20 protein-coding genes are annotated in these 24,586 nt (G+C 75.2%); 8 read left to right on the plus strand and 12 right to left on the minus strand.

Translation table 11 applies throughout. The features are described from left to right. Positions 1-39 precede the first annotated feature (39 nt). Positions 40-1,173, plus strand: coding sequence for a UDP-N-acetylglucosamine 2-epimerase (non-hydrolyzing) (gene wecB, locus O7633_RS31170; RefSeq protein ID WP_282328693.1), 1,134 nt, complete (start codon positions 40-42; stop codon positions 1,171-1,173). Positions 1,174-1,207: 34 nt separating this feature from the next. Here wecB and O7633_RS31175 read toward each other — a convergent pair whose 3' ends face one another. Both O7633_RS31175 and O7633_RS31180 read right to left on the minus strand, forming a co-directional pair. Next, positions 1,208-2,377, minus strand: a complete 1,170-nt coding sequence (locus tag O7633_RS31175; RefSeq protein ID WP_282324960.1) for a glycosyltransferase — start codon at positions 2,375-2,377, stop codon at positions 1,208-1,210. Positions 2,378-2,441: 64 nt separating this feature from the next. Then, positions 2,442-3,974, minus strand: coding sequence for a hypothetical protein (locus O7633_RS31180; protein ID WP_282324961.1), 1,533 nt, complete (start codon positions 3,972-3,974; stop codon positions 2,442-2,444). A gap of 289 nt (positions 3,975-4,263) precedes the next feature. On the opposite strand from O7633_RS31180, the gene O7633_RS31185 reads away from it, so the two are divergent. The 4 genes from O7633_RS31185 (at position 4,264) to O7633_RS31200 (ending at position 8,241) form a co-directional block, all read left to right on the plus strand. Next, positions 4,264-4,992 (plus strand): sugar phosphate nucleotidyltransferase, encoded by a 729-nt coding sequence (locus O7633_RS31185; RefSeq protein ID WP_282324962.1) that lies wholly within the window; start codon positions 4,264-4,266, stop codon positions 4,990-4,992. Beyond that, entirely contained in the window at positions 4,989-5,867 is an 879-nt protein-coding gene (locus tag O7633_RS31190; RefSeq protein WP_282324963.1) for an NAD(P)-dependent oxidoreductase, read from the plus strand. The genes O7633_RS31185 and O7633_RS31190 overlap by 4 nt, the downstream gene beginning before the upstream one ends. A 62-nt stretch (positions 5,868-5,929) precedes the next feature. After that, entirely contained in the window at positions 5,930-7,255 is a 1,326-nt protein-coding gene (locus O7633_RS31195) for a nucleotide sugar dehydrogenase (protein WP_246384539.1), read from the plus strand. Next, positions 7,252-8,241 carry an NAD-dependent epimerase/dehydratase family protein gene (locus O7633_RS31200; protein ID WP_178064183.1) on the plus strand — a complete coding sequence of 330 codons (990 nt, stop codon included), beginning with the start codon at positions 7,252-7,254 and terminating at the stop codon, positions 8,239-8,241. The genes O7633_RS31195 and O7633_RS31200 overlap by 4 nt, the downstream gene beginning before the upstream one ends. A gap of 145 nt (positions 8,242-8,386) precedes the next feature. Here O7633_RS31200 and O7633_RS31205 read toward each other — a convergent pair whose 3' ends face one another. From O7633_RS31205 to O7633_RS31230, 6 genes are all read right to left on the minus strand, one after another. Beyond that, on the minus strand, positions 8,387-9,571 hold the full coding sequence (locus O7633_RS31205) for a glycosyltransferase (RefSeq protein WP_282324964.1): 1,185 nt from the start codon (positions 9,569-9,571) through the stop codon (positions 8,387-8,389). Beyond that, positions 9,568-10,212, minus strand: a complete 645-nt coding sequence (locus O7633_RS31210; protein ID WP_282324965.1) for an acetyltransferase — start codon at positions 10,210-10,212, stop codon at positions 9,568-9,570. Before O7633_RS31210 ends, O7633_RS31205 begins: the two co-directional genes overlap by 4 nt. Beyond that, the gene (locus O7633_RS31215) at positions 10,209-10,850 is read right to left on the minus strand and encodes a sugar transferase (protein ID WP_074475862.1); all 642 of its coding nucleotides are present in this window, start codon (positions 10,848-10,850) and stop codon (positions 10,209-10,211) included. Before O7633_RS31215 ends, O7633_RS31210 begins: the two co-directional genes overlap by 4 nt. Continuing rightward, positions 10,847-11,980, minus strand: coding sequence for a DegT/DnrJ/EryC1/StrS family aminotransferase (locus tag O7633_RS31220; protein ID WP_282324966.1), 1,134 nt, complete (start codon positions 11,978-11,980; stop codon positions 10,847-10,849). Before O7633_RS31220 ends, O7633_RS31215 begins: the two co-directional genes overlap by 4 nt. 166 nt (positions 11,981-12,146) lie before the next feature. After that, positions 12,147-13,358 (minus strand): glycosyltransferase, encoded by a 1,212-nt coding sequence (locus O7633_RS31225; protein WP_282324967.1) that lies wholly within the window; start codon positions 13,356-13,358, stop codon positions 12,147-12,149. Positions 13,359-13,392: 34 nt separating this feature from the next. Then, the gene (locus O7633_RS31230) at positions 13,393-14,742 is read right to left on the minus strand and encodes a hypothetical protein (protein WP_282324968.1); all 1,350 of its coding nucleotides are present in this window, start codon (positions 14,740-14,742) and stop codon (positions 13,393-13,395) included. A 177-nt stretch (positions 14,743-14,919) separates the two neighbouring features. On the opposite strand from O7633_RS31230, the gene O7633_RS31235 reads away from it, so the two are divergent. Next, complete coding sequence (locus O7633_RS31235) at positions 14,920-15,927, plus strand: DUF389 domain-containing protein (protein ID WP_282324969.1); 1,008 nt, start codon at positions 14,920-14,922, stop codon at positions 15,925-15,927. Here O7633_RS31235 and O7633_RS31240 read toward each other — a convergent pair. Together O7633_RS31240 and O7633_RS31245 are read right to left on the minus strand one after the other, a co-directional pair. After that, on the minus strand, positions 15,890-16,324 hold the full coding sequence (locus O7633_RS31240; protein WP_282324970.1) for a hypothetical protein: 435 nt from the start codon (positions 16,322-16,324) through the stop codon (positions 15,890-15,892). The genes O7633_RS31235 and O7633_RS31240 overlap by 38 nt on opposite strands. Before the next feature lie 149 nt (positions 16,325-16,473). Then, the gene (locus tag O7633_RS31245; protein WP_282324971.1) at positions 16,474-18,933 is read right to left on the minus strand and encodes a Tex family protein; all 2,460 of its coding nucleotides are present in this window, start codon (positions 18,931-18,933) and stop codon (positions 16,474-16,476) included. 115 nt (positions 18,934-19,048) lie between these two features. Between O7633_RS31245 and dgt the strand changes: the two genes are divergently transcribed. Beyond that, on the plus strand, positions 19,049-20,560 hold the full coding sequence (dgt, locus tag O7633_RS31250; RefSeq protein WP_282324972.1) for a dGTP triphosphohydrolase: 1,512 nt from the start codon (positions 19,049-19,051) through the stop codon (positions 20,558-20,560). An 88-nt stretch (positions 20,561-20,648) separates the two neighbouring features. On the opposite strand, the gene O7633_RS31255 is transcribed toward dgt, so the two are convergent. After that, positions 20,649-21,926: a glycosyltransferase family 4 protein gene (locus O7633_RS31255; protein ID WP_282324973.1), complete on the minus strand. Its 1,278-nt coding sequence runs from the start codon at positions 21,924-21,926 to the stop codon at positions 20,649-20,651. A 340-nt stretch (positions 21,927-22,266) separates the two neighbouring features. On the opposite strand from O7633_RS31255, the gene O7633_RS31260 reads away from it, so the two are divergent. Then, a complete protein-coding gene (locus O7633_RS31260; protein ID WP_278133786.1) occupies positions 22,267-23,280 on the plus strand; it encodes a polysaccharide biosynthesis protein in 1,014 nt (337 codons plus the stop codon). Positions 23,281-23,370: 90 nt separating this feature from the next. Here the strand turns inward: O7633_RS31260 and O7633_RS31265 are convergent, their stop codons facing one another. Beyond that, positions 23,371-24,534, minus strand: a complete 1,164-nt coding sequence (locus O7633_RS31265; RefSeq protein WP_278133788.1) for an aminotransferase class I/II-fold pyridoxal phosphate-dependent enzyme — start codon at positions 24,532-24,534, stop codon at positions 23,371-23,373. Positions 24,535-24,586: the final 52 nt, after the last annotated feature.

A 24,586-nucleotide genomic window follows, 5' to 3' on the forward strand; every position in this document is an offset into this window, starting at 1 on the left:
CCCGGGGCGCGAACGACGGAGGTGGAACCTTTGACCAGGGTGATGACGGTGGTCGGCACCCGACCGGAGATCATCCGGCTGTCCCGGGTGATCGACCTGCTGGACCGGACGGTGGACCACGTCCTCGTGCACACCGGGCAGAACTGGGACCCGGCGCTGTCCGACGTGTTCTTCAGCGACCTGCGGCTGCGCCGCCCCGACCGGTTCCTGCGGGTGGACACGGCGTCCCTCGGCCGGGTGCTCGGCGGGGTGCTGGCGGGCGTGGAGGCGGCGATCGAGGAGCACCGCCCGGACGCCCTGCTGGTGCTGGGCGACACGAACAGCTGCATCGCGGCGCTGATGGCCCGGCGGATGCGGGTGCCCGTCTACCACATGGAGGCCGGCAACCGCTGCTTCGACCTCAACGTGCCCGAGGAGACCAACCGGCGGATGGTCGACCACGTCGCCGACTTCAACCTGGTCTACACCGAGCACGCCCGGCGCAACCTGCTCGCCGAGGGGCTGCACCCGCGCCGGATCCTGCACACCGGGTCGCCCATGCGGGAGGTGCTGGAGCACCACCGCGCCGCCGTCGAGGCGTCCACGGTGCTCGACCGGCTGGGCCTCGAACCCGGGGGGTACTTCGTGGTCAGCGCCCACCGCGAGGAGAACGTCGACGACCCGGCGCGGCTGCGGCGGCTGCTGGACTGCCTGGCGGCCGTGCGGGACACCTGGCGGCTGCCGGTGCTCGTCTCCACCCACCCGCGCACCCGCAAGCGGCTGGAGGCGGTCCCCGCCGCCGACGTGGCGCTCGACGGCGTCGACTTCCACGAGCCGTTCGGGTTCCTCGACTACGTGCGCCTGCAGACCCGGGCGCGGTGCACCCTGTCCGACAGCGGCACGATCAGCGAGGAGTCCGCCATCCTCGGCTTCCCCGCCGTGACGCTGCGCGAGTCGATCGAACGCCCGGAGGCGCTGGACGCCGGGGGCATCATCATGACCGGGCTCGACCCGGTGGGCGTCGTCGAGGCGGTCGCCCTCACCGTCGACCAGGTGGCCGCGCACGGCGTGCCGTGCCCGGCGGACTACCGGGTGCCGGACACGTCCCGGCGGGTGGTCGACTTCATCCTGTCGACCGTGCGCCGCCACCACGACTGGGCCGGCATCCGGCCCCGGTGCCAGCCCGCGTCGTGACGCCCGCCCGCCGGCAGGGGCGGGCGCGGCCGAGTCACGGGGCCGGGTCGACGCCCCACAGCCGACGCCACTGCCGCGCGACGTGGTCCAGGGTGAGCGGTGACCCGCGCAGCACGCGGGCGATCTCGGCGCGCCGGGCGTCGTCCGCGCCGGCCTGTTCCAGCGCGACCCGCGCCCAGACCTGCGGCCCGGCGCTCAGCGGCACCAGGGTCAGCCCCGCGACGAGGCCGGACAGCTCCCGCAGGGACGGCAGGTCGGCCGCCACGACCGGGACGCCGACGGCGAGCGCTTCGAGCACCACGCCGGGCAGGCCCTCCCGCAGGGAGGGCAGCAGCAGCACGTCGGCGGCGCGCAGCACCGGGCCGACCTCGTCGACCTCGCCGGCGAGCACGACGTGCGGGTCGCGGTCGACGCCCGGGTGCGCGGCGGTCAGGTCGTCGACGCCCAGCGGGCCGGCGACCAGCAGCCGGGCGTCGGGGCGGTGCTCCCGTGCGGCGCGGTGCACCTCGACGAGGAAGGGGCGGTTCTTCACCGGGTGGGCCCGGCCGAGGAAGCCGAACACCGGCACGTCGCCGGGCAGCTCCCAGCGCCGCCGGGCGGTGGCGCGGTCCCAGCCGTCGGTCCTGGTGGTGTCCACGCCGTTGGGCAGCACCCGGTACCGGCGGTCGTGCGGCCGGGGACCGGCGAAGTCGACGGCCGCGGCCGTCACCCCCAGCACGTCGGTCGCCGTGTGGGCCAGCACGACCCGGCACAGCCCGCGCAGGAGCCGCCGCCGCAGCGTGGCCGGCTTGCCGTCGCCCTCGCTCCACATCCGGGCGATCCGCACCGGCACCCGGGCGACCCGGGCGGCGGCGAGGACCGCCGCGCTGAACAGGCTGATGTGGGAGACGACCACGTCGGGACGGGCGGCGCGCAGGCAGCGCCACAGCCGCAGGGGGAACAGGTGGCCGGGCCGGATCGGACACTGCACGACGGTGGCGCCGGCGTCCCGGTAGGCCGGCGCCAGCGATCCCGTGACGCCGTTGACGGTGACGAAGGTCTGCTGTGCCTGACCGGGCGGCACGACGCGGCAGACGTCCAGCGACGCCGTCTCGATGCCGCCCCGGTCGAGGCACCCGACCACGTGCAGGACCCGCACGGCCGGCGTCGACTCCGCCGGACGGCGCTGGGCCGGGTGGGGCGCGGTCGGGTCCGCGAGGGCCATGGGCACTCCTTGGTCGGCGATGGGTGGGTCGGGGCGGTCCCGCGCCGCAGGGGACCGGCGCGGGTCAGGGCACCGCGGACAGCGGGCGTACGCGGGTGCGGTGCCGGCGGCCGAGCCGGCAGGCCAGCCAGACCAGCAGGAGCGTCGGCACGGAGTACTTGACGAGGCAGAACAGGATGTTGTCCAGGTCGGAGCTCTGGGTGGTGACGAGGACCCACACCACGGGCGCGACGAGCTTCGGCGTCAGGCCCGGCGCGGCCACGGCCGCCGTGTAGTACCCCTGGACGGCGCGGACGGCGAGGCCGAAGGCCACGAAGGAGAGCACGCCGCCGACCAGGCCGAAGTTGATGATGCCCTCGCCGGCCGTGCCGTAGATCTTGCTCGAGCTGCCCTCGCCCTTCGGGTAGAGCGGGTTGTAGAGGATCTGCGCGCCCACGTCGACCTTGCTGGTCGGCACGTCGGGGAAGAGGGCGTCGGGCAGGAACATGAACCAGGCGTTGGCGTACGTCGCCCCGAGCACCGGCTCGAACTGGCCGTCGAGGTAGCGGTGCAGGATGACGCTCTGGATGTCGGCCCGGCCCAGGTCGGCGGTGAGCAGCATGGGCATGTCCCGCCCCGTGTCCGACACGGCGCCCTGGACCGACCCGGCCCGCCGGATCTCGTCGATGGCCTTCGTGCCGCCCAGCTTGTAGAAGGCGTACAGGTAGATGAAGGCGAAGGCGAGCACCGCCACCCCGACGACGACCTTGCGGGGCACCCGCCGGACGGTGACGTTGACCAGGACGAGGGCGAGCAGCAGCGGCCAGAGCGTGCTGCTGCGGCTGCCCTTGAGCCCGCCGATGAAGAACTGGGTCACGGTCAGCGCGAGCACGAGCAGGACGAGCAGGACGGTGTTCCGGGCGAGCGTCTTGCGCCACCGCACGAGCGCGAGGGTGAAGACGACGTACGGGAACGCCTCGGAGAGCACGATGAGCGGGCCGAGCCCCCTCATGTCGTTGACCCGGTTGGCCTGGTCGGCCATCGTGGCGACGAAGCCGTCGATGCCGCCGAAGATGGCGATCTCGTAGGCCATCGCGGCGATGCTGACCACGGCGAGCGTCAGGCCCGCCGCGTAGAAGGTGGGCAGGTGCATCGCGGGCGGCCGGCGGTGCCGGCGGCGGGGCCGGCGGGGCAGGGCGAGCACCACCCGGTAGAGGGCCGTGCCGACCGCGTTGAGGATGCCGAGCATCCCGAGCGCCTCGCGCCAGACGGGCTGGTCGTAGACCCCCGTCACCCACTCGTCGAGGGCCACGTTCAGGATCGGCGCGAGGTAGAGGAACTGGAGCCCGATCAGGCCCGCGCAGGCCCGTGGGTCGAACACGTCGACGTCCCGGCGGAACCACCGCAGCGCCTCGGCGCCGATGAGGACGCCGGTGAGGGTCGTGGGCGCCATGAACCAGTGGCGCAGGTCCGGTAGGCACACCATCAGCGCGATGCTCAGCGACGTCACGAGGATCGCGGCCAGGACGTTGTCGTCCACCGGCTTCCCCGTGGTCACCGGCCCGGTCGCGCGGAGCGCGCCGACGGGTCGTGCGGCGGGACCAGCCAGGGTCGTCATCGGATCCTCCTCGTGCGGCGGCATGGGTGCGCCGGTGGCGTCGACACCCTCCTAACCAGGCCCGGGCCGGGAACGTTACTCAGTGCTATGGGATGACCACCCGAATGGATCCGTCCGGGTGGCCGGGAGTGGTACCGAGATAAAGGCGGCTAATGCTCTGTTATGGGCGTTTCTCGGGCGCGGGTCGGTCGTTGCCCTGGGTGTTACGGGGGCGTACCGCCCGGCGACACCCGACCCGCGCCTGACGGCGGCCGGGACGCCGGCAGCGACGGACGGATCGGATGACGAGATGCATGTAGTGATCATGGCCGGTGGCAAGGGGACGCGGCTCAAGCCGTACACGACCTCCCTGCCGAAACCGCTGGTGCCGATCGGGGACAGCCACGCCATCCTGGAGATCGTCCTGCACCAGCTCGCGAGCTGCGGCTTCACCGACGTCACCCTGGCGATCAACCACCTCGGCTCGCTGATCCGCGCGTTCGTCGGCGACGGCTCCCGGTTCGGGCTGCGCGTGCGGTACGTGGAGGAGAGCGTCCCCCTGTCGACGATCGGGCCGCTGTTCGGCATCCGCGACCGGTTGCCCGAGCACTTCCTGGTGATGAACGGGGACGTGCTCACCGACCTGGACTACGGCGACCTGCTGCGCACCCACGCCGCCTCCGGCGCCCCGCTGACCGTGGCGACCTTCCACCGCACCGTGAAGATCGACTTTGGCGTGCTGTCGGTCGAGGACGGCCGGGTGGTCGAGTTCAGCGAGAAGCCCGTCCTCGACTACCACGTCAGCATGGGCGTCTACGGCCTCTCCACGCGGACCATCGCCGCGTACCCGGCCGGGCTCGCGTTCGGCTTCGACCAACTCGTGCTGGACCTGCTCGAACGCGGCGAACCGCCGGCGAGCTACCCGTTCGACGGCTACTGGCTCGACATCGGCCGGCCCGAGGACTACGACGAGGCCAACCGGGCGTTCGAACGGCTCCGGCCGATCCTGCTGTCCCCGCGTACCCCGGAGCCGGTGTGACCACGGTCCTGGTCCTCGGCGGCTCCGGCTTCATCGGCGGGCACGTCCGCGCCGCCCTGCGCCCGCACGCCGCGCTGGTCTGCCCCGGCCGGCGCGACGTCGACCTCGTCGCCTGCGACGTCGACGAGCTGGGCGCGCTGCTGCGCGCCGCCCGGCCCGACGCGGTGGTGGCCTGCACCGGCCGGCTCGACGGGCGGGCCGACGAGCTCGTCGCGGCGAACGTGTCGGTGACCGCGAAACTCGTCGAGGCCGTCGCGGCCGGGGCACCCGGCGCGCGGCTGGTGCGCATCGGCTCCGCCGGGGAGTACGGGCCGGTGCCGCACGGGCACGCCGCCGCCGAGAGCGACGACGCGCGCCCGGTGAGCGAGTACGGCCTGACCCACCTGACCGCCACCCGGCTGGTCGAGCTGGCCGCCGCCGCGGGCCGGGTCGACGGCGTCACGCTGCGGGTGTTCAACCCGATCGGCCCCGGCCTGTCCGCCGACACCGTGCTCGGCCGGGTCGCGACGCTGCTGCGCCGCGCGACGCCGGGCGACCCGGTCACCGTCGGTCCCCTCTCGGCCCACCGGGACTTCGTCGACGTCCGGGACGTGGCCGCCGCCGTGGCCGCCGCCGTCCGGGCCCCCTGGCTGCCGCAGCGGGTCTACAACGTCGCCAGCGGCCGGGCCGTGCCGGTGCGGGAGGCGGTCCGGCTGATGGCGGAGGCGGCCGGCTTCACCGGCACGGTACGCGAGGACCAGCCGCCGCCGGGCCGCTCGGCGGCGGTCGACTGGATGTGCGGCGACATCTCCCGGGCCGCGCGCGACCTGGGCTGGGCGCCCTCCTACGAGCTCGCCGAGTCGGTCAAGGCGAGCTGGGCCGCGATGGGCGCCTGACCGGCCCGCCCGCGCGGGCGCGCCGGTGCACCGAGCACGACAAACGAGGGGAAGAGGACAACGTGTATCGCAGGATTGGGATCGTCGGCCTCGGCTACGTCGGGCTGACGCTGGCCGCCGCGCTGGCGCGCAAGGGGTTCGAGGTGCACGGGGTGGACGCGAACCCGGCGGTGCGGGCGGCGCTGCGCGGCGGCCGCCCGCACATCTTCGAGCCGGGCATCGCCGACGTGTTCGCCACGCACGCGGGCCGTTCGGTGTTCGTCGACGACGAGCTGCCGGCGGACCTCGACGCGGTGGTGCTCAGCGTCTCCACGCCGGTGGACGAGGGGTCCCGGCGGCCCGACCTGTCCAACCTCGCGGCGGCGGCCGAACAGGTGGCCCGCTGGTGCGGCCCGCAGACCCTGGTGATCGTCCGCAGCACCGTCCCCGTCGGGACGAGCCGCCGGGTGGTGCTGCCGGCGCTGACCGCGGCGTGGGGGCGGGCGCTGCTGGTGATGGCCCCGGAGCGGACCATCCAGGGGCAGGCGCTGCGGGAACTGGTCGAGCTGCCCCAGGTCGTCGGCGGCGTGGACGACGAGAGCCTGCACGCCGGGCTGGAGCTGTTCGGCGGGCTCGCCCGGCAGACCGTTCCGGTGTCCAGCCTGGAGGCCGCCGAGTTGGTCAAGCTCTCCAACAACTGCCACACCGACCTGATCTACTCGTTCGGCAACGAGGTGGCGCTGATCGCCGAGCGGCACGGCCTCGACCCGCTGGAGGTGATCCGGGCCGCCAACCTCGACTACCCCCGGCCGGACCTGAGCCGGCCCGGGTACGTCGGCGGCGGTTGCCTGTCGAAGGACCCGTACCTGATGGTGGCCAGCGCCGGCGACGACGGCGCGTTCCTGGTCGGGGCGGCCCGGCGGCTCAACGAGCGCCTGCCGGTGCACGTCGCCGAGACCGTCGTGGAGCTGATCCGGCAGCGGCGCGGCGACACCGCCGGCGCCCGACTGGCCGTGCTGGGCTGGGCGTACAAGGGGTGGCCCCCCACCGACGACATGCGCGGCACGCCGATCGCCGCGATGATGCCGGTCTTCCGGGCGGCCGGGCTGGTCGTGGCCGGGCACGACCCGATGGTGCCCGACCAGGTCATCCGGGCCTACGGCGGCGAGCCGACCAGCCTGGACAAGGCGTTCTGCGACAGCGACGCGGTGCTCGTGGTCAACGACCACCCCGACTACCGGGCGCTGGAGGTCGGCGGGCTGCTCGCGGCCGGCGGGGCGGGCGTCGTCTACGACTCGTGGCGGATCCTCGACGAGGCGGCCGTGACCGCCGCCGGGGCGCGGTACGCCGGCATCGGCTACCTGCCCGCCCCGCGCGCCGCCGCCCCCACCGGCCGGGTGCCGGCGTGAGGCGGGCACTCGTCCTCGGCGGCGCGGGCTTCATCGGCCTGCACCTGACCGAGCGGCTGCTCGCCGACGGTCACCGCGTGGTCGTCGTCGACGACTTCTCCCGGGGCCGCGACGACGAGCGCCTCGGCGCGCTGCGTGACGACCCGGCCGTCGAGGTCGTCTCGGCGGACCTGACCCGGCCGCAGGCCTGGGCGGCGCTGCCGCGCGGCTGCGACGAGATCTACCTGCTCGCCGCCGTGGTCGGGGTGCGCAACGTCGAGGCCGATCCGACGCGGGTGATCCGGGTCAACACCCTGACGGCGCTGCACCTGCTGGACTGGGTCGAGCCCGGCGACCGGGTCTTCTTCAGCTCCACCAGCGAGGTGTACGCCGGCGGCGTCGACGCCCGCGTCGTGCCGGTGCCGACGGCCGAGGACGTCCCCGTCATGATCACCGACGTCACGTCGCCCCGGTTCTCGTACGCGATCAGCAAGCTGCTCGGCGAGGCCGCCTTCGTGCACGCCGCCCGCGCCCGACGCTGCGCCGCCACGGTCGGGCGCTTCCACAACGTCTACGGGCCGAGGATGGGCACGGACCACGTCATCCCGGAGATGTCGCTGCGCGCCCTCGACGGGGAGGACCCGTTCCGGGTGTGGGGCGCCGACCAGTACCGCGCGTTCTGCCACGTCGACGACGCGGTCGAGGCGGTGCTGCGGCTGATGCGCTGCCCGGCCGCGGCCGGCGAGATCGTGCACGTCGGCAACGACGCCGAGCAGACCAACATCGGCGACCTGGCCAAGCTGGTGCTGCGCGTCGCCGACGCGGCCCCGGTCCTGCAACCGATGCCCGCGCCGCCCGGCTCGGTGCACCGCCGCTGCCCCGACCTGGCGACGCTGCGCCGGTTGACCGGCTTCGAGCCGGTGGTGCCGCTGGAGGACGGGGTGCGGCGGACCTTCGACTGGTACCGCGCCTGGCGCGCCGGGACGGTGGACGCCCGAGGCCGGTGACGGGGGGCACAACGCACGGCGGTGGCGGGAGCGCGGGTCGGCTCCCGCCATTGCCACGGGTGGCGGCCGTGGCAATGGCGGGGGACGGTGACGTCGGCGCGCCGGGGCCGCGCCCCGAGCGGACGCTCCCCGGCGTAGGCGCCGCTCAGCGCCGGGCCGTGGCCTCGCGCACCGACCGGTAGAAGGCGTGCCGCCGGGGCTCCAGGCAGTCGCGGGAGTAGCGCCGGGCGTGGGCGAGGTTGCGGGCCGAGGCGAGCGCCATCCGGTCCGGGTCGGCCAGCATCCGGGCGATCGCCTCCGCCAGCGCCCCGGGGTCGTCGGGGCCCACCAGGTCCTCGGGCGCGAGCAGCTCCGGGATGCCGCCGACGGCGGTGCCGATCGCCGGCAGCGCGCGGGCCATGGCCTCGATCAGCGCGCGCGGCAGCCCCTCGGTCCGCGACGGCATGACCGCCAGGTCGGCCGCGTCGAGGAGGGCGTGCAGCGGCGCGCCGGGGGCCACCCAGCCGGCGAACGTCACCCGGTCGGCGACGCCCCGCGCCTCGGCCAGGGCCGCCAGGTGCCCGGCGAACCGGCCGGCGCCGGCGTGGACGAGCCGGACGTCGACCCCGCGCGCCGCCAGCCGGGCCACCGCCTCGACGAGCGTGTCGACGCCCTTGTAGAGCTGGTCGAGCGTCCCGATCGAGATGAGCGTGCGTACGCCGCCGGCGTCGGCCCGGACGGCCCGCGGGGCGGCGGCGAACGCCTCGGGCGGCAGGTCGATGCTCGACACGTTGACCGTCGGCGCGTGGGGGGCCGCCGGGTAGCGGGCCTGGAGGTAGTCCGCCGTCACGTAGGAGACGGCGACCGCCGAGCCGCACTCGCGGCGCAGCCGGGTCGCGAAGCGCTGGCGCAGCAGGGGACGCAGCGGATGCCGGACCACCCCCGGCGCGAGCACGTCGTAGGGGTCGCCCACGACCTCCAGGGCGTACGGCAGGCCGTGCCGGCGGCGGACGCCGGCCAGCAGGGAGCCCAGTGCGGAGGGCACCCGCAGGATCACCGCGTCGTCGCGCCCGGCGGCGGTCGCCATGGCGCGGCCGATCGGCACCCGCTGGCGCAGGTACTGCTGCGGCCCGACGTAGTGCGGCACCGGGTGCACCGTGACCCCGGGGCCGTCGACCCGCAGCGCCGTCTCCGGCACCCGGGGCTGCGGGGCGACCCGGGCCACCACGCGCACCTCGTCGAAGGCCGAGAGGTAGCGCCGCCAGATGTCGTAGCCGTGCGTGTGCGACGTCCAGACCCGGCCGTCGGGCGTGACGGCGTAGCGGTACTCGGTGGTGACGACGACCCTCACCGCGCCGGCACCCCCTTCACCACCACGCCGGGCGGCACGTCGCGCACCACGCAGGCCGCCGCGCCGACGGTCGCGCCCGCGCCCACCCGGAGCCCCTGGAGGACCACCGCGCCCGCCCCGATCAGCACCTCCGGGTCGAGCCGGCAGCCGCCGGAGACGGCGGCGAGCGGGTTGACCGACACGTGGTCGCCGAACACGCAGTCGTGCCCGACCGCCGCGTTCTGGTTGAGGTGCACGTGCCGGCCCAGCGTCACGTTGGTGGTCACCCGGGCGCCGGCGAACAGCACCGTCCCCTCGCCGACGCGGGCGTCCGCGCCGAGGGTGGCGTCCGGGTGGACCAGCACCGCCGCCGGCAGCCCGTACGCGTCGACCCGGCGGGCGACCCGCCCGCGCGCCCGGGGGTCGCCGACGCCGAGCACCACGTGCGCGTCCCCGGCGTCGGCCAGGGACGACACCGGGCCCAGCCACGGCACGCCGAGCCGCTGCACCCGCTTGCGGTTCTCCTCCGTCGGGTCGTCGTCGACGAACCCCCGCACCTGCCAGACCGGGCCGCCGGCCGCCGCGTCGTTGACCGCCCGGACGATGCCGAGGAGCTCCCGGCCGTGGCCGCCGCACCCGACGATCACCAGTTCCGGGCTCATCGGACCGGCTCCCGCTCGCGGTCGGGCACCGGGACGCCCCGGTACTCGTGGGCGGTCGCGCTGCCGGGCGCCGTGATGCCGTCGCGGCGCAGCACGGTGACCACCGTCCAGGCGAGGATGCGCAGGTCCAGCAGGAGGCTGCGGTGCTCGACGTACCAGACGTCGAGCACGAAGCGCTCCTCCCAGGCGAGGGCGTTGCGGCCGCGTACCTGTTGCAGGCCGGTGACGCCCGGGCGGACCTCGTGGCGGCGGAACTGCTCGGCGGTGTAGCGCGGCACGTACTGCGGCAGCAGGGGACGCGGCCCGACGAGGCTCATGTCGCCCCGCAGCACGTTCCACAGCGAGGGCAGCTCGTCCAGGCTGGTGGCCCGCAGCCAACGGCCCAGCGGGGTCATCCGCCTGGCGTCGTGCAGGGGCGACAGCGGGTCGCCCTCGGCCCGCATGGACCGGAACTTGACCAGCTCGAACAGCTCGCCGTGCAGCCCGGGGCGGGACTGGCGGAACAGCACCGGCCGACCCATGGTCAGGGCGATGGCCAGGGCGGTCGCCGCCATCACCGGGGCGGCCAGGACGAGCACCAGCGCCGCCACGGTCACGTCGAGGACGCGTTTGATCCGTTCGTAGCGATCCCGGCTCATCCCCGTTCCTCCAGGAACTCGTCGAGCGCCGCGAAGAGGCGCTCGGCGTCGGCGTCGGTCAGGCTCGATCCGCTGGGCAGCGAGACGCTGCGCGCGAAGAGCCGGTCGGCGACGCCGGTGACCACGGCGTCGTGGCCGGCGAAGACGGGTTGGCGGTGCATCGGCTTCCACATCGGCCGCGTCTCGACGCCCCGCCGGGCCAGGTGGCGGCCCAGCTGTCCCGCCCCCCAGCCGGCCACCTCGGGGTCCACCGCCACCGACGTCAGCCAGCAGTTCGCGCCGGGGTCGCCGTCGCCGACGATCCGGGTGCCGGGGACGGCGGCGAACAGCTTCGCGTACCGCTCGCGTAGCCGGCGGCGGCGCTCGACCATCTCGTCCAGCCGGCGCAGCTGCGCCCGGCCGACGGCGGCGAGCAGGTTGCTCAGCCGGTAGTTGTAGCCGACGTCCCGGTGCTCGTAGTGCGTCACCGGCTCCCGGGCCTGGGTCGACAGGTGCCGGCAGCGGGCCGCGAGCGCCGCGTCGTCCGTCACCACCATCCCGCCCGCCGAGGTGGTGATGACCTTGTTCCAGCTGAAGGAGAAGGTGCCGAGCGAGCCGAAGGACCCCGCCGGCTGTCCCTCGTGGGTCGACCCGAGGGCCTGGGCGGCGTCCTCCACCAGGGGCACCCCGGCCGCCCGGCAGACCGGGCGCAGCCGCGAGTAGTCCGCGCAGGTGCCGTTGAGGTCGACCGCCATCACGGCGGCGACCCGCTCGTCGGCGGCGGCCAGGCGGTCGAGCAGGTCGGCCAGCAGATCCGGGTCGACGTTGCCGGTGGCGGGGTCGCTGTCGACGAAGACGGGCCGGGCCCCGGTGTAGACGGCCGCGTTGGCCGTCGCGGCGAAGGTGAGCGTCGGCACCACGACGACGGTGCCGGGGCCCGCGCCGCAGGCGAGCAGCGCCAGGTGCAGCGCGGCCGTCCCCGAGCTCACCCCGACGGCGTGCCGGACCCCCGCCCGCCCGGCGATCTCGGCCTCGAACGCCTCCGTCTCGGGGCCGGCCGGGCCCGGCCAGCCGGAGCGGAAGGCGCGCAGCAGGAACGACTCCTCGAGGGGGCCCACGTCGGGCTGGAACAGCGCGATCCGGGCCGTCACGTCGGCTCACTCGGGGACGTGGCACGAGGCCGGACTGCGGGTCGGCGAGCGTTCATGGTGGACTCCCGTGGAGATTGCATGCGACATTCCACTTTTATCAGTTTTGATCACAATAAAAGTGACCAATGGCCAAAGTGGTCGCCCCCGGCCGCGCCCCCTGCGTCCCTCAGCCCTCGGCGGACACGCCCACCCGCGCGGCGGGGGCGGCCCCGAGGTGGCGCAGGGAGCGGTAGAAGGCGGTGCGCCGGGCGGCCAGCACGTCCGCCCCGAACGCGCGGGCGGCGGCGAGGTTGCGCGCCGACGCCTCGGTCAGCCGCCGTGGGTCGGACAGCATCCCGCGCAGGGCCGCCGCCAGCGCGGCGGGGTCGCCCGGCGGCACCAGGCAGTCGGGCGGCAGCAGCTCGGGGATCCCGCCGACGGCCGAGCCGATCGCGGGCAGGCCCCGGGCCATGGCCTCGATCAGGGCCCGGGGCAGCCCCTCGGTGCGCGACGGCATGACGAACAGGTCGGCCTGGTCGAGCCGCCGCCGGAGGTCGTCGGGGGTGGGCAGCCAACCGGCGAACTCGACCCGGTCGGCGACGCCCCGCTCCTCGGCGAGCCGGCGCAGCCTGGGCAGGTAGCGCCCCCGGCCGACGTGCACGAGCCGGTGCGCCGCCCCGTCGCCGAGGAGGGCCAGCGCCTCGATGAGGATGTCGACGCCCTTGTACAACTGGTCGAGCGTGCCGACCGAGACCAGGACCGCCCGCCCCGGCGGGGCGTCGTGCGTCCGGGGACCGGCCGCGAAGGCGGCGGGTGGCAGTTCGACGGAGGAGATGCCCTCGCTGGGGGACCCGTCCCGCGCCGGGTACCGCGCCTGGAGGGTGCGCCCGGTCTCGTACACGGCCGCCGCGGCCAGCCGGCACTGCCGCCGCATCGCGGCGGTGGCCCAGCGGCGCAGGAGGGGACGCAGCGGGTGGTCGACGACCCCGCGCGACAGCACGGCGTCGGGGTCGCCGACGACCTCCAGGCAGTAGGGCCGCCGGCGGCGGTCGAAGTGGCCGCTGATGGTGTTGGCGATGGGGGAGGGCACCCGGAGCATGACGACGTCGGCGTCCTCGGTGCCCGCCAGCGCCGACCGCCGGATCCGCGTCGCGTGGGCGAGGAACCCGCCCGCCCCCACGTAGTACGGCAGCGGCCAGACCTCGACGCCCGGCCCGTCGACCCGGGCGACCCCCGGCGGCCGTTCCTGGACGTCCTGCACCCGGGCGACGACCCGGACCCGGTCGAAGGCCGCGAGGTAGCGGGTCCAGATGTCGTACTCCGGGCCGACCCCGACCCACAGCCGTCCGTCGGGAGTGCGGACGAATCGGTACTCCGTGACGATGGCGAGGCAGGTCATCGATAGCTCACTGTCCAAGATGTCAGGTACGCGGTTATATGGTGACTTTCGGTACGGTACTTCGTTCCGGCGGCACCGGTCCCGCGGACGGCCGGTCCCGCGGCTCCCCGTCGCCCGGCGGCGGCGTACCGGGCCCACCAACCGCCCGGGCCAGCGCGTGCCGCAGCAGCAGCGTCTTCGTGACGGCCTCCACCACCAGCGCCAGGACGGCGGCCGACGCCGCGCCGATCAGCCCGTGCCGGGGGACCAGCAGCAGGCTCGCCGCCGCGACGAGCCCGAGCGTGGGCAGGGTCGCCGTCAGGTGGTGCTGGAAGCGGTGCAGCGCCAGCAACGCGGCGTTGACGAAGTACAGCGCGCCGCTCGCGCCGATGCCCAGCGCGAGGACCACCAGCACCGGCCAGTGCCGGGAGTAGTCGCGCCCGTAGAGCAGCCCCAGCACCACCTCGCCGGCCAGCCTGGCGACCAGCGCGCCCACCAGCCCGAACAGCAGCGAGCCCAGCACGAGCCGGACGACCAGGCCGCGCAACGCCCGCAGCCGCCCCGCGTCGGCCAGCTCGGCCATCCGGTGCAGGAGCACCTGGTACATCGCGGCGTAGAGGAGGTTCGCCCCCATCGTCGCGTAGCTCAGCGCGGCGAACACCCCCAGCGCCTGCGCGCCCAGCTCGTGCTGCACGACGTACATCGGCACGTTGCCGGTGAACGAGGTGAGGCTGTAGGCGAAGCCGACGGGCAGGGCGGTGACGACCAGCCGGCGCTGCCGGCGCAGCGCCGCCCACCCGCCCGCCCCGGCGGCCCCCCGCAGGTCCGGGCGGACCACCCACCGGGGGTAGCCGACGGAGCCGAGCGCCGAGCCGGCGACCGAGCCGAGGGCCGCGACGGCGACGCTGCCCGTCGCCAGGAGCAGGACCGTGGTGACGACGACCGAGAGCGCGGCGTTGAGGGCCATCGACAACCCGACGGTACGCATCGCGCGGCGGCGTTGCAGGATGCCGAAGTAGATCTCGCCCACCGCGTCGAGCGCCTTCGCCACGCCGACGAGCAGGACGACGGGCCCACCCCCCGAACCCATCGCGTACGCGACGACGCCGATCGCGAACAGCGCCACCGCCATCCCGGCCAGCCGCAGCCGCAGGTACTCGTGGAAGGTGAACCGACCGGCCACGTCGGTGACCAGGACCGGCTGGAGCCCGAGCCCGCAGACCAGGACCACCGGCGCGCCGACCGCGAGACCGAGGGCGTACTGGCCGACCAGGCCAGGGCTGCCGGCCCGGGCGAGCACCGTGACGATGGTCCACTGCGCGAGCGAGGTCATGGCCAGGCCGGCGAGGAACCAGCTCACCCTCGACAGGCCGGACCACCGGCCGCCCGGCGCTGGGTTGGCCAACGTCGACCCCTTCGTCTCCGGTCGGACCGACGCGGATCCCCCGCCCGCTCGTGGTCCTCGTCCCACTAACCCCGGGGCCGCGTGCCGCGTTACGGCCCCGGCCGGCGGCGCGCGGCCCCCGGGCCGGGTATGGTCTGCGCGGGCGTGGGGCCCGGCCCATCTCCTGGGGAGCGAGCTGTGCTGCATCTGCGGGTGATCGCGCCGCCGGACCAGTCGTCGGCCGTGGTGGACCTGCTCGGCGCGGACCCGGGCGTGACCCACCTGGTCGTCCTGCCCGGCGCGGCCCGCCGGCCTGCGGGCGATCTCGTCCTCTGCGACGTGGTCCGCGAACGGGCCGACGTCGTCCTGCACGACCTGCGCCGGCTCGGCGTCGAGGCGCGCGGGGGCATCGCCGCCGACGACGTGGAGCTGACGCTGTCCGCCGCCGCGGACCGGGCCGCCGAGGAGGCGCCGGGCAGCGGCACGGACGCGGTCGTCTGGGACGAGATCGCCGCCAAGACCGGCGAGCAGACCGAGCTCTCCGCCACGTTCCTGGTGCTGATCGTGGTGGCCACCATGATCGCCGGCATCGGTGTGCTGCTCGACCAGCCGATCCTGATCGTCGGCGCGATGGTGGTCGGCCCCGAGTTCGGTCCGCTCGCCGCCCTCTGCGTGGCGCTGCTGCGCCGCCGGCCCGCCGTCGTCGGCCGTTCGGTGCAGGCCCTCGTGGTGGGCTTCCTGGCCGCCGTGCTGGCCACCGTGCTGAGCACCTGGACGCTGACCGCCGCCGGCCTGGTGGACCGGGGCATGCTGCTGGCCGACCGGCCGCTGACCGACTTCATCTGGCGGCCCGACGCGCTGTCCTGGGTGGTCGGCCTGCTGGCCGGCGTGGCCGGGATGCTCTCACTGACCTCGAAGAAGTCCGGCTCGCTCGTCGGCGTGCTGATCTCGGTCACCACCGTGCCGGCCACCGCGAACGTCGCCGTCGCCGCCGCCTACGGGGTGTGGCGGGAGGCGGCCGGCTCCGCCCTCCAGCTCGTGATCAACCTGACCGCCATCGTGCTGGCCGGCCTGCTCACCCTGGTCGTGCAGCTCTGCTGGTGGCGCTGGGTGCAGCGGCGGTCCGCAGGCAGCGTGCCCCGGCAGCGGTCCGGCCGGGCGGCGCGGCTCACCGCCAGTCGTCGCCCGCCTCCAGACGCAGGCTGAGCAGGGTCGCCAGGGGCACCGACTCGCCGTCGCGGCCGCCGCGCCCGACCACCAGCGGCGGCGGGGTGGGCTCCGGCTGCGCCCCGAACAGCCGCGACCGCAGGCCGGGGGGCACGGAGAGCAGATAGAAGCGGCCCTCGGTGTCCACGGCGCGGGTGCGGGCCCGGTCCACGTACCAGCCGGTGAGCCGGGTGCGGTAGTGGCCGCGCCCGTCGTAGCCGACCGCCCGCAGCGGCTCGCTGCGCAGCCCGCGCCGCAGCGCCTCGGCGGCGAAACCGGCCACCAGCTCCGCGGCCTCCGCCTGCTCCGCGGCGCGCTGCCGGGCCTCGGCCGCCGCGTGCGCCCGCACCGCGTGGCGCTGCCGCTCCCGCCACGGAAGGCCGTCGTCCTCACCCACGCCGCCGACGGTACGCGCGCCGCCGCGCGCCCGCGTCGTCGGCCCGGGTCCCGGGCGTCGCCGCCGGGCCTCGGGAGTCGGGCGTCACCCGGGCGTCGCCGCCGCGCCGAACCGTTCGCCGGTTTCGGGGCGGCGGCGACGCCGGGGCCTCAGGCCAGGCCGGCGCGGCGCAGCGCGTCCGCCATGGCGTCGTTGGCCGGCGCCGGGGCCGCCCCGCCCCCGCGCCCCTGCCGCTGCGGCTGCCCGCCGCGCGAGCCGCCCCGGTCGCCGCGCGAACCGCCCTGGCCCCCGCGCGAGCCGCCCCGCTCGCCGCCCTGGCCACCGCCGCGTTGTCCACCCTGGGCCCCGCGTTGCCCGCCGCCCTGGCCGCCGCGTTGCCCGCCCTGGCCACCGCCGCCCTGGCCGGCGGCGGGCATCTCGTCGTCGAGCCGCAGCGTCAGCGAGATCCGCTTGCGCGGCACGTCGACGTCGAGCACCTTCACCCGGACCACGTCGCCGGACTTCACCACGTCGCGCGGGTCCTTCACGAACGTCCGGGACATCGCCGAGACGTGCACCAGGCCGTCCTGGTGCACGCCGACGTCGACGAACGCGCCGAACGCCGCCACGTTGGTGACCACGCCCTCCAGGATCATGCCGGGGGTCAGGTCGGAGATCTTCTCCACGCCCTCGACGAACGTGGCGGTGCGGAACTCCGGCCGCGGGTCCCGGCCGGGCTTCTCCAGCTCCGCCAGGATGTCGGTGACGGTGGGCAGGCCGAACGTGTCGTCGACGAAGTCGGCGGCCCGCAGCCCGCGCAGGATGGCGCTCTGCCCGATCAGGGAGCGCAGGTCCTGCCCCGTGCGGGCCAGGATCCGCCGCACCACCGGGTAGGACTCCGGGTGCACGCTGGAGGAGTCGAGCGGGTCGGCGCCGCCGGGGATGCGCAGGAAGCCGGCGCACTGCTCGAACGCCTTCGGGCCGAGCCGGGACACCTTCTTCAGCTCGGCCCGGGACCGGAACGGGCCGTTGGCGTCGCGGTGCAGCACGATGTTCTCCGCCAGCCCCGCCCCGATGCCGGAGACCCGGGTGAGCAGCGGCGCGGAGGCGGTGTTGACGTCGACGCCGACGGCGTTCACGCAGTCCTCCACCACGGCGTCGAGGGAGCGGGAGAGCTTCACCTCGGACAGGTCGTGCTGGTATTGCCCCACGCCGATCGAGCGGGGGTCGATCTTGACCAGCTCGGCGAGCGGGTCCTGCAACCGGCGGGCGATGGAGACCGCGCCGCGCAGCGACACGTCCAGCCCCGGCAGCTCCTGCGAGGCGTACGCCGACGCCGAGTAGACCGAAGCGCCGGCCTCGGAGACGACCACCTTGGTCAGCTTCAGCCCCGGGTGCCGCTTGATCAGCTCGCCGGCGAGCTTGTCGGTCTCCCGGCTGGCGGTGCCGTTGCCGATGGCGACCAGCTCCACGCCGTGCGCCCCGGCCAGCCGCGCCAGGGTGTCGATCGAGGCGTCCCACTGCCGGCGCGGCTCGTGCGGGTAGATCGTGTCGGTGGCGACCACCTTGCCGGTGGCGTCGACCACCGCCACCTTGACCCCGGTGCGCAGGCCCGGGTCGAGGCCCATCGTCGGCCGGGTGCCGGCCGGCGCGGCGAGCAGCAGGTCGCGCAGGTTGGTGGCGAAGACCCGCACGGCCTCCTCCTCGGCCGCCTGCCACAGCCGCATCCGCAGGTCCGCACCGAGGTGGATGAGGATGCGGGTGCGCCAGGCCCAGCGCACCGTGTCGGTCAGCCACCTGTCGCCGGGCCGACCGGAGTCGCTGACCCCGAACCGGCCGGCGATCGCCGCCTCGTAGCGCGTCGGGCCGGTGACCGGCGCGTCGGAGTCGCCCTCGGCCTCCGGGTCCATCGTCAGGTCGAGCACGCCCTCCTTCTCGCCCCGGAACATCGCCAGGATCCGGTGCGAGGGCAGCTTCGCGTACGGCTCGGCGAAGTCGAAATAGTCGGAGAACTTCGCGCCGGCGGCCTCCTGGCCGTCGCGTACCCGCGAGACCAGCCGGCCCCGCGACCACATCTGCTCGCGTAGCGTGCCGATCAGGTCGGCGTCCTCGGCGAAACGCTCCACCAGGATGGCCCGCGCGCCGTCCAGCGCGGCGGCGGCGTCGGCCACTCCCTTGTCGGCGTCGACGAAGCCGGCGGCCCGCTCCCGCGGATCCTGGCCCGGGTCGGCCAGCAGCGCGTCGGCGAGGGGCTCCAGCCCGGCCTCGCGGGCGATCTGCGCCCGGGTGCGCCGCTTCGGCTTGAACGGCAGGTAGATGTCCTCCAGCCGGGACTTCGAGTCGGCCGCCATGATCTGCGCTTCGAGGGCCTCGTCGAGCTTGCCCTGGCCACGGATGGACTCCAGCACCGCGGCGCGGCGCTCGTCCAGCTCGCGCAGGTAGCGCAGCCGCTCCTCCAGGGTGCGCAGCTGGGCGTCGTCGAGCAGGCCGGTGGCCTCCTTGCGGTAGCGGGCGATGAACGGCACGGTGGCGCCGCCGTCGAGCAGCTCCACGGCCGCCCGGACCTGACGTTCGGCGACGCCGAGCTCGTCGGCGATCCGCTGGTGCACAGACTGGGTCACGATCTTCATCCGCCTTCGTGTGGGTTCCGCCCTGCATTGTGCCGCCCGCCCCCGACGCCGCGCGGCACCCCCGCCGGGGGCCGAGCCGGCGTGCGGCGGCACCGGCTGCGCTAGCGTGGCGATCATGGAACATCCCGCTGACCCGCGGGCGCGGCGGCTCTTCGGCGGCAGCGCCCGGGCCCTCGGCGATCTCGCCGCCAGCCCGTTCCGGGCCGACCGGGACCGGATCGTGGCCTCGCCCTTCTTCGCCCGCCTCGGCGGGGTCACCCAGGTGATCAGCCCGGGCGGCTCCGGCCTGCTGGTGCACAACCGGCTCACCCACAGCCTCAAGGTGGCCCAGGTCGCCCGCGCCATCGCCGAGCGGCTCACCGCCGACCAGCGCTGGCGCGACCTGCTGGCCTCCCTCGGCGGCTGCGACCCCGACGTGGTCGAGGCCGCCGCCCTCGCCCACGACCTCGGGCACCCGCCGTTCGGGCACCTCGGGGAGCGGGTGCTCGACCGGCTGGCCCGGCAGCGGCTGGGCCTCGCCGACGGCTTCGAGGGCAACGCGCAGTCGTACCGGATCGTCACCAGCACCGAGATCCGCGGCGCGGCGACCACCGGCCTCGACCTGACGGCGGCGGTCCGGGCGGCCCTGCTGAAATACCCGTGGACCCGGCTGGACCACCCGGACCCGCACCCCCGGCACCTCGACCCGCCGCCCCGGGGCGCCGCCGTGCCCGCCGACGACCCGGACAGCGGGTCGGCGAAGTTCGGCGCGTACCGCACGGAGCTGGCCGACCTGCGCCAGGCCCGGGAGCCGTTCGTCGGGCGGATCGCCGACTGGCAGCAGACGGTGGAGGCGTCGGTCATGGACACCGCCGACGACATCGCGTACGCCATCCACGACGTCGAGGACTTCTACCGGGTCGGTGTGCTCCAGCAGGGCGCCGTGGCCGCCGAGCTGATGGCCTGGCAGCGGGAGGGCGACCACCTGCGGGCGGTCACCGACCCCGCGCTGGACGGCGTGGGCCGCCGGCCCGGTGCGGCCATCGAGCGGCTGCGCCGGCAGCTGCACCGCAAGGACGGCTGGATCGCCGACGACGAGGCGTTCGCCGCGGCCGTCGAGCACGTCCGGCAGGAGCTGGTCGAGGGGCTGCTCGCGCTGCCGTTCGACGGCTCGATCGAGGCGGAGCAGTACGTCGCCCGGTTCTCCGCCCGGTGGACCACCCGGTTCGTCGACGCCATCACCGTGACCGGGACCCCGTCGGTGCGCTCCGGGCACGTGCTGCTCGCCCCGGCCCAGTGGCACGAGGTGCAGGTGCTCAAGTTCGTCCACCACCGGTTCGTGCTGGCCCGCCCCGACCTGGCCCTGCACCAGCGGGGACAGGCGCGGCTGCTCGGCACCCTCGTCGAGGCGCTGTGGGAGTGGCTGCTCGACCCGGAGGAGGAGTCGCGGCTGCCGCGCCGGCTGCACGACCTGGTCGAGCTGGCCGAGGCGGAGCTGCACCCGCGTACGCCGGACCGGATCGGCCGGGCCCGGGGGCGGGCCATCGTCGACTTCGTCGCGCAGCTCAGCGACGGCCAGGCGGTCGCGATGCTCGACGCGCTGTCGGGCCGCTCCGGCGCGCTCTGGACCGACGCCTTCGTGCTCTGACGCCGCGGTCGTGCGCTGACCAGGGCCGGCCGGCGGCCGCCCCGCCCGGCCCGGCGGCCCGCAGGCCGGCGGCCGCGCGCCGGAGCGGCTAGCGTCCGCCGGTGGCCGCGACGGATTCGAGGACGTCGGCGACGTCGGCGGCCGAGCGCCGGTTGTCGAACCGCCGCACCATCAGGCTGCGGGCCGCCCGGCCGCGTGCGGGCAGCCGCCCGGCCGCGAAGTCCCGGTACGCGAGGCGGAGCGCGTCGGCCAGGGCCGGCACGTCGTCGGCCGGGACGATCCACCCGCTGTGCTCGTCGACCGTCTCGGGCAGGCCACCGGCATCGCTGACGATGCTCGGCACGGCCATCGCCCCGGCCTCCACCGCCGCGCCGTGGCTCTCGCCGAGGGAGGGGCTGACGCTCACGTCGGCCGCCGCGTACCAGGGGCGTACGTCGTCGACGCCGGTGAGCCAGGTGATCCCGGGGTCCCCGGCGACGCCGAACCGGTCGAGCAGCCGGCGGCGGTAGGTCTCGCCCGCGTCGCCCCAACCGTCGCCGATGATCAACAGGTGCGCCTTCGGGTGGGCCGCGCGGAACCGTCGCCACGCGGGCAGGAGCACGTCGTGCCCCTTGATCCCCCGTCCCCGGTTGACCAGCCGCTTCGGCGGATAGACGTAGGCGACCATGACGGCCAGGAAGACGTCGTCGGCGACGCCGAGCTCGGCCCGCGCCTTGGCCCGCGCCTCGGCGTGCGCCGGGCCACCCGGGCCGCCCCGGTCCGCGAGGGCCGGGTGGCCGTCGGGTCCGCCGGGCGGCGCGTCACCGGGGCGCGGGGCGGCCGCCCAGTCCGGCCGGAACCGCTCGGTGTTCACCCCGTAGGTGGCCACCGGGCGGCGGTGGGGCGGGCAGCCCAGCGCCCCGTACCGGTTCGACGCGTGCCGGCAGCCGCAGACGATGGCGTCGTCGAGCCGCCACAGCAGCCGCTCGACGAGGCGGATGACGCGGGACTCCAGGTAGGCCGGGCCGGCCACCATGTGCACGCGGCGCAGGGGCAGGCCCACGGTGGCGGCCCGGGCGGCGAAGGCGGAGGCGAGCAGGTGGTAGTGGAGCACGTCCGGGGCCAGCCGGCGGATCAACCGACGCAGGCCGAGCAGGCCGGCGGGGAGGCCGGGCCCGACCCGGAAGTCGAACGGCGACTCGGCGACGCGTACGCCCCGTCGCCGCAGCTCCCCGGTGAGCCGCCCGTCCCCGGCGGGCAGGATCACCACGACGTCGTGTCCGCGCCCGCGCAGCTCGTCCACCTGCGGCAGGATCCACCTACCACCGGTGTTCGTCTTGAGCAGCACCGCCACGCGTAGCCGGTGCGACGTGCCGGGTGGGCTCATGGCGGTTCTCTCCGGGCGGCGGGCGGGCTGGACGGCGGCGGAGGCGTCCCTGCGGTCGGCGAACGGGCTCCACCCCGGTTGAACGACCGGACCACCCCGTTGGCCACGGCCGGTCGCCGGGGCGGGTGGCCGGACCGTCGCGCGGTCGGCCGGCGTCGGAGAAGCGGACAATATGCATCTTTCTGGCGTTTCCCTGTACTCTGACCCTTCGTTGAACCGGATGCCGTGCAGCTCGGCGGCCCGTGACCGTCCGCAGTGGCTGCTGCGCGGAGCCAGGAAGGCCGGCGCCGCTCCAAGAAATAGGAGAACTTGGATGACTTGCTCGACTGTTGGTCGCCGTGTGCTGATCACCGGAGGGACCGGCTCGTTCGGTCAGACGATGGTGCGGCGGCTGCTGGACCGCGACGTCGCGGAGGTGCGCGTCCTCAGCCGGGACGAGGCCAAGCAGGACGTCATGCGGCGGACCCTCGCCGACGACCGGGTCTCCTACCACCTCGGCGACATCCGGGACCTCGACAGCGTCCTGCGCGCCACCCGGGGCGTCGACTTCGTCTTCCACGCCGCGGCGCTCAAGCAGGTCCCCTCCTGCGAGTTCTTCCCGCTGGAGGCGTTCCGGACCAACGTCGTGGGCAGCGCGAACGTGATCGAGGCGGCGGACCGGCACGGGGTCGGCTCCGTGGTGATGCTGAGCACCGACAAGGCGGTCCACCCGGTCAGCGCGATGGGCATGAGCAAGGGAATGATGGAGAAGCTGGCGCAGGCCCACGCCCGGGGCGGCTCGGGCGGCGCGACGGTCGTCTCCTGCGTCCGTTACGGCAACGTCATGTACTCGCGGGGCTCCGTGATCCCGATCTTCATCGAGCAGATCAAGGCCGGGGTCGTGCCCACCGTCACCGATCCCGACATGACGCGGTTCATGATGTCGCTGGCCGACTCCGTGGAGCTGGTCGAGCACGCGTTCCAGCACGCCCGGGCCGGCGACATCTTCGTCCGCAAGGCCGGCGCCTGCACGGTGGGGGACCTCGTCGTGGCCCTGTGCCAGCTCTTCGACGTGCCCCCGAAGTACGACGTGATCGGCGTCCGCCACGGCGAGAAGCAGTTCGAGACGATGGCCAGCCGCGAGGAGCTGGCCCGCGCCGAGGACTTCGGCGACTTCTACCGGCTGCCGGTCGACGCCAGGCGGCTCAGCTACGCGTCCTACGTCACCGAGGGCCGGATCGGGCTGCCGGCGCTGCCCGAGCTCAGCTCCGCCACCGCCCGGCGGCTGGACGTGCCGGAGATCATGGAGCTGCTGCTCACCCTCCCGCAGGTCCGGGCCGAACTGGCCCTGTGCGACCCGGCGCTGGCGCGGTGACCGGCACGCCCTGACCGGGTCCGGCCGGCCCCGGGGTGGGGCGTCGCCCACCTGCCCCAGGCTGCCGCCCGCCCGGGCGGCCGGGCGCGGTCACCGGTGCCGACCGAGGAACTCCTCGACCAGCCCGAGCACGCGGTCGGCGTCGACGCCGGGAAGCGTGGACCCGCTCGGCAACGAGATGCCGTCGGCGAAGAGCCGGTCCGCCGCCCCGGTCACCACCGCGCACCGGTCGAGGTGGGCCGGCTGCCGGTGCATCGGCTTGAACATGGGCCGGGTCTCGATGTCGTGTGCCGCCAGGTGCTCGCCGAGGTCGCGGGCCCGCCAGCCGGCCGTCGCCGGATCCACCACGACCGAGGTCAGCCAGCAGTTCGAGCCGGTGTCCCCGTCGCCGAGGATGCGCGTGCCCGGGACCGGGGCGAAGACCTTCGCGTAGTGCTCCCGCATCGCGCGCCGCCGTTCGATCATCCCGTCGAGGCGGCGCAACTGGGCCCGGCCGAGCGCCGCGAGCACGTTGCTCAGCCGGTAGTTGTAGCCGACGTCGCAGTGCTCGTAGTGCGCGACCGGCTCCCGGGCCTGCGTCGAGAGCCGCCGGGCGCGGGCGATCAGCCCGGCGTCCTCGGAGACCAGCATCCCGCCGCTCGACGTCGTCATGATCTTGTTGCCGTTGAACGAGAAGATGCCCACCCGCCCGAAGCTCCCGGCCTGCCGCCCCTGGTACGTGGAGCCGAGGGCCTGGGCCGAGTCCTCGACCACCGGCACGCCCGCCGCCGCGCAGACCGGCAGCAGGCGGGCGTAGTCCGCGCAGGAGCCGTTGATGTCCACCGCCACCACGGCGGCGATCCGCCGGCCCCGGCGGCGCAGGTCGTCGAGCAGGTCGGGCAGCAGGTCGACGTCCAGGTTCCCGGTCGCCGGGTCGCAGTCGACGAAGACCGGCTCCGCCCCGGTGTACGTCACCGCGTTGGCCGTCGCCACGAACGTCAGCGTCGGCACCACCACGGCGGTGCCGGGCCCCGCGCCGACCGCGAGCAGGGCGAGATGCAGCGCGGCCGTCCCGCTGCTGACCCCCACCGCGTGCCCGCAGCCCACCCGCTCGGCCAGCTCGCGCTCGAAGGCGTCCAGGTCGGGACCGGCCGGCGCCACCCAACCCGACCGCATCGCCGCGACCACGAGGGCCTCCTCGGCGGGACCGACGTCGGGCGGGGAGAGGTGGATCCGCCGGGTGGCAGGTCGGCCTCCGCAGTACTGGTCCACCATCAGGGCCTCCGGGCGACAGGTACGTGGTGATCCGTGGCGCTTACACCCAGTT

Origin of the sequence: Micromonospora sp. WMMD712 (assembly GCF_029581295.1) — a bacterium.
Classification (GTDB): Bacteria; Actinomycetota; Actinomycetes; order Mycobacteriales; family Micromonosporaceae; genus Micromonospora; species Micromonospora carbonacea.

Coding starts and splice junctions, on each gene's coding strand:
- O7633_RS31175 (WP_282324960.1), bottom strand. CDS start 2,377: ATGGCCCTCGCGGACCCGACCGCGCCCCACCCGGCCCAGCGCCGTCCG.
- O7633_RS31180 (WP_282324961.1), bottom strand. CDS start 3,974: ATGACGACCCTGGCTGGTCCCGCCGCACGACCCGTCGGCGCGCTCCGC.
- O7633_RS31185 (WP_282324962.1), top strand. CDS start 4,264: ATGCATGTAGTGATCATGGCCGGTGGCAAGGGGACGCGGCTCAAGCCG.
- O7633_RS31210 (WP_282324965.1), bottom strand. CDS start 10,212: ATGAGCCCGGAACTGGTGATCGTCGGGTGCGGCGGCCACGGCCGGGAG.
- O7633_RS31215 (WP_074475862.1), bottom strand. CDS start 10,850: ATGAGCCGGGATCGCTACGAACGGATCAAACGCGTCCTCGACGTGACC.
- O7633_RS31225 (WP_282324967.1), bottom strand. CDS start 13,358: ATGACCTGCCTCGCCATCGTCACGGAGTACCGATTCGTCCGCACTCCC.
- O7633_RS31245 (WP_282324971.1), bottom strand. CDS start 18,933: ATGAAGATCGTGACCCAGTCTGTGCACCAGCGGATCGCCGACGAGCTC.
- dgt (WP_282324972.1), top strand. CDS start 19,049: ATGGAACATCCCGCTGACCCGCGGGCGCGGCGGCTCTTCGGCGGCAGC.
- O7633_RS31255 (WP_282324973.1), bottom strand. CDS start 21,926: ATGAGCCCACCCGGCACGTCGCACCGGCTACGCGTGGCGGTGCTGCTC.
- O7633_RS31265 (WP_278133788.1), bottom strand. CDS start 24,534: ATGGTGGACCAGTACTGCGGAGGCCGACCTGCCACCCGGCGGATCCAC.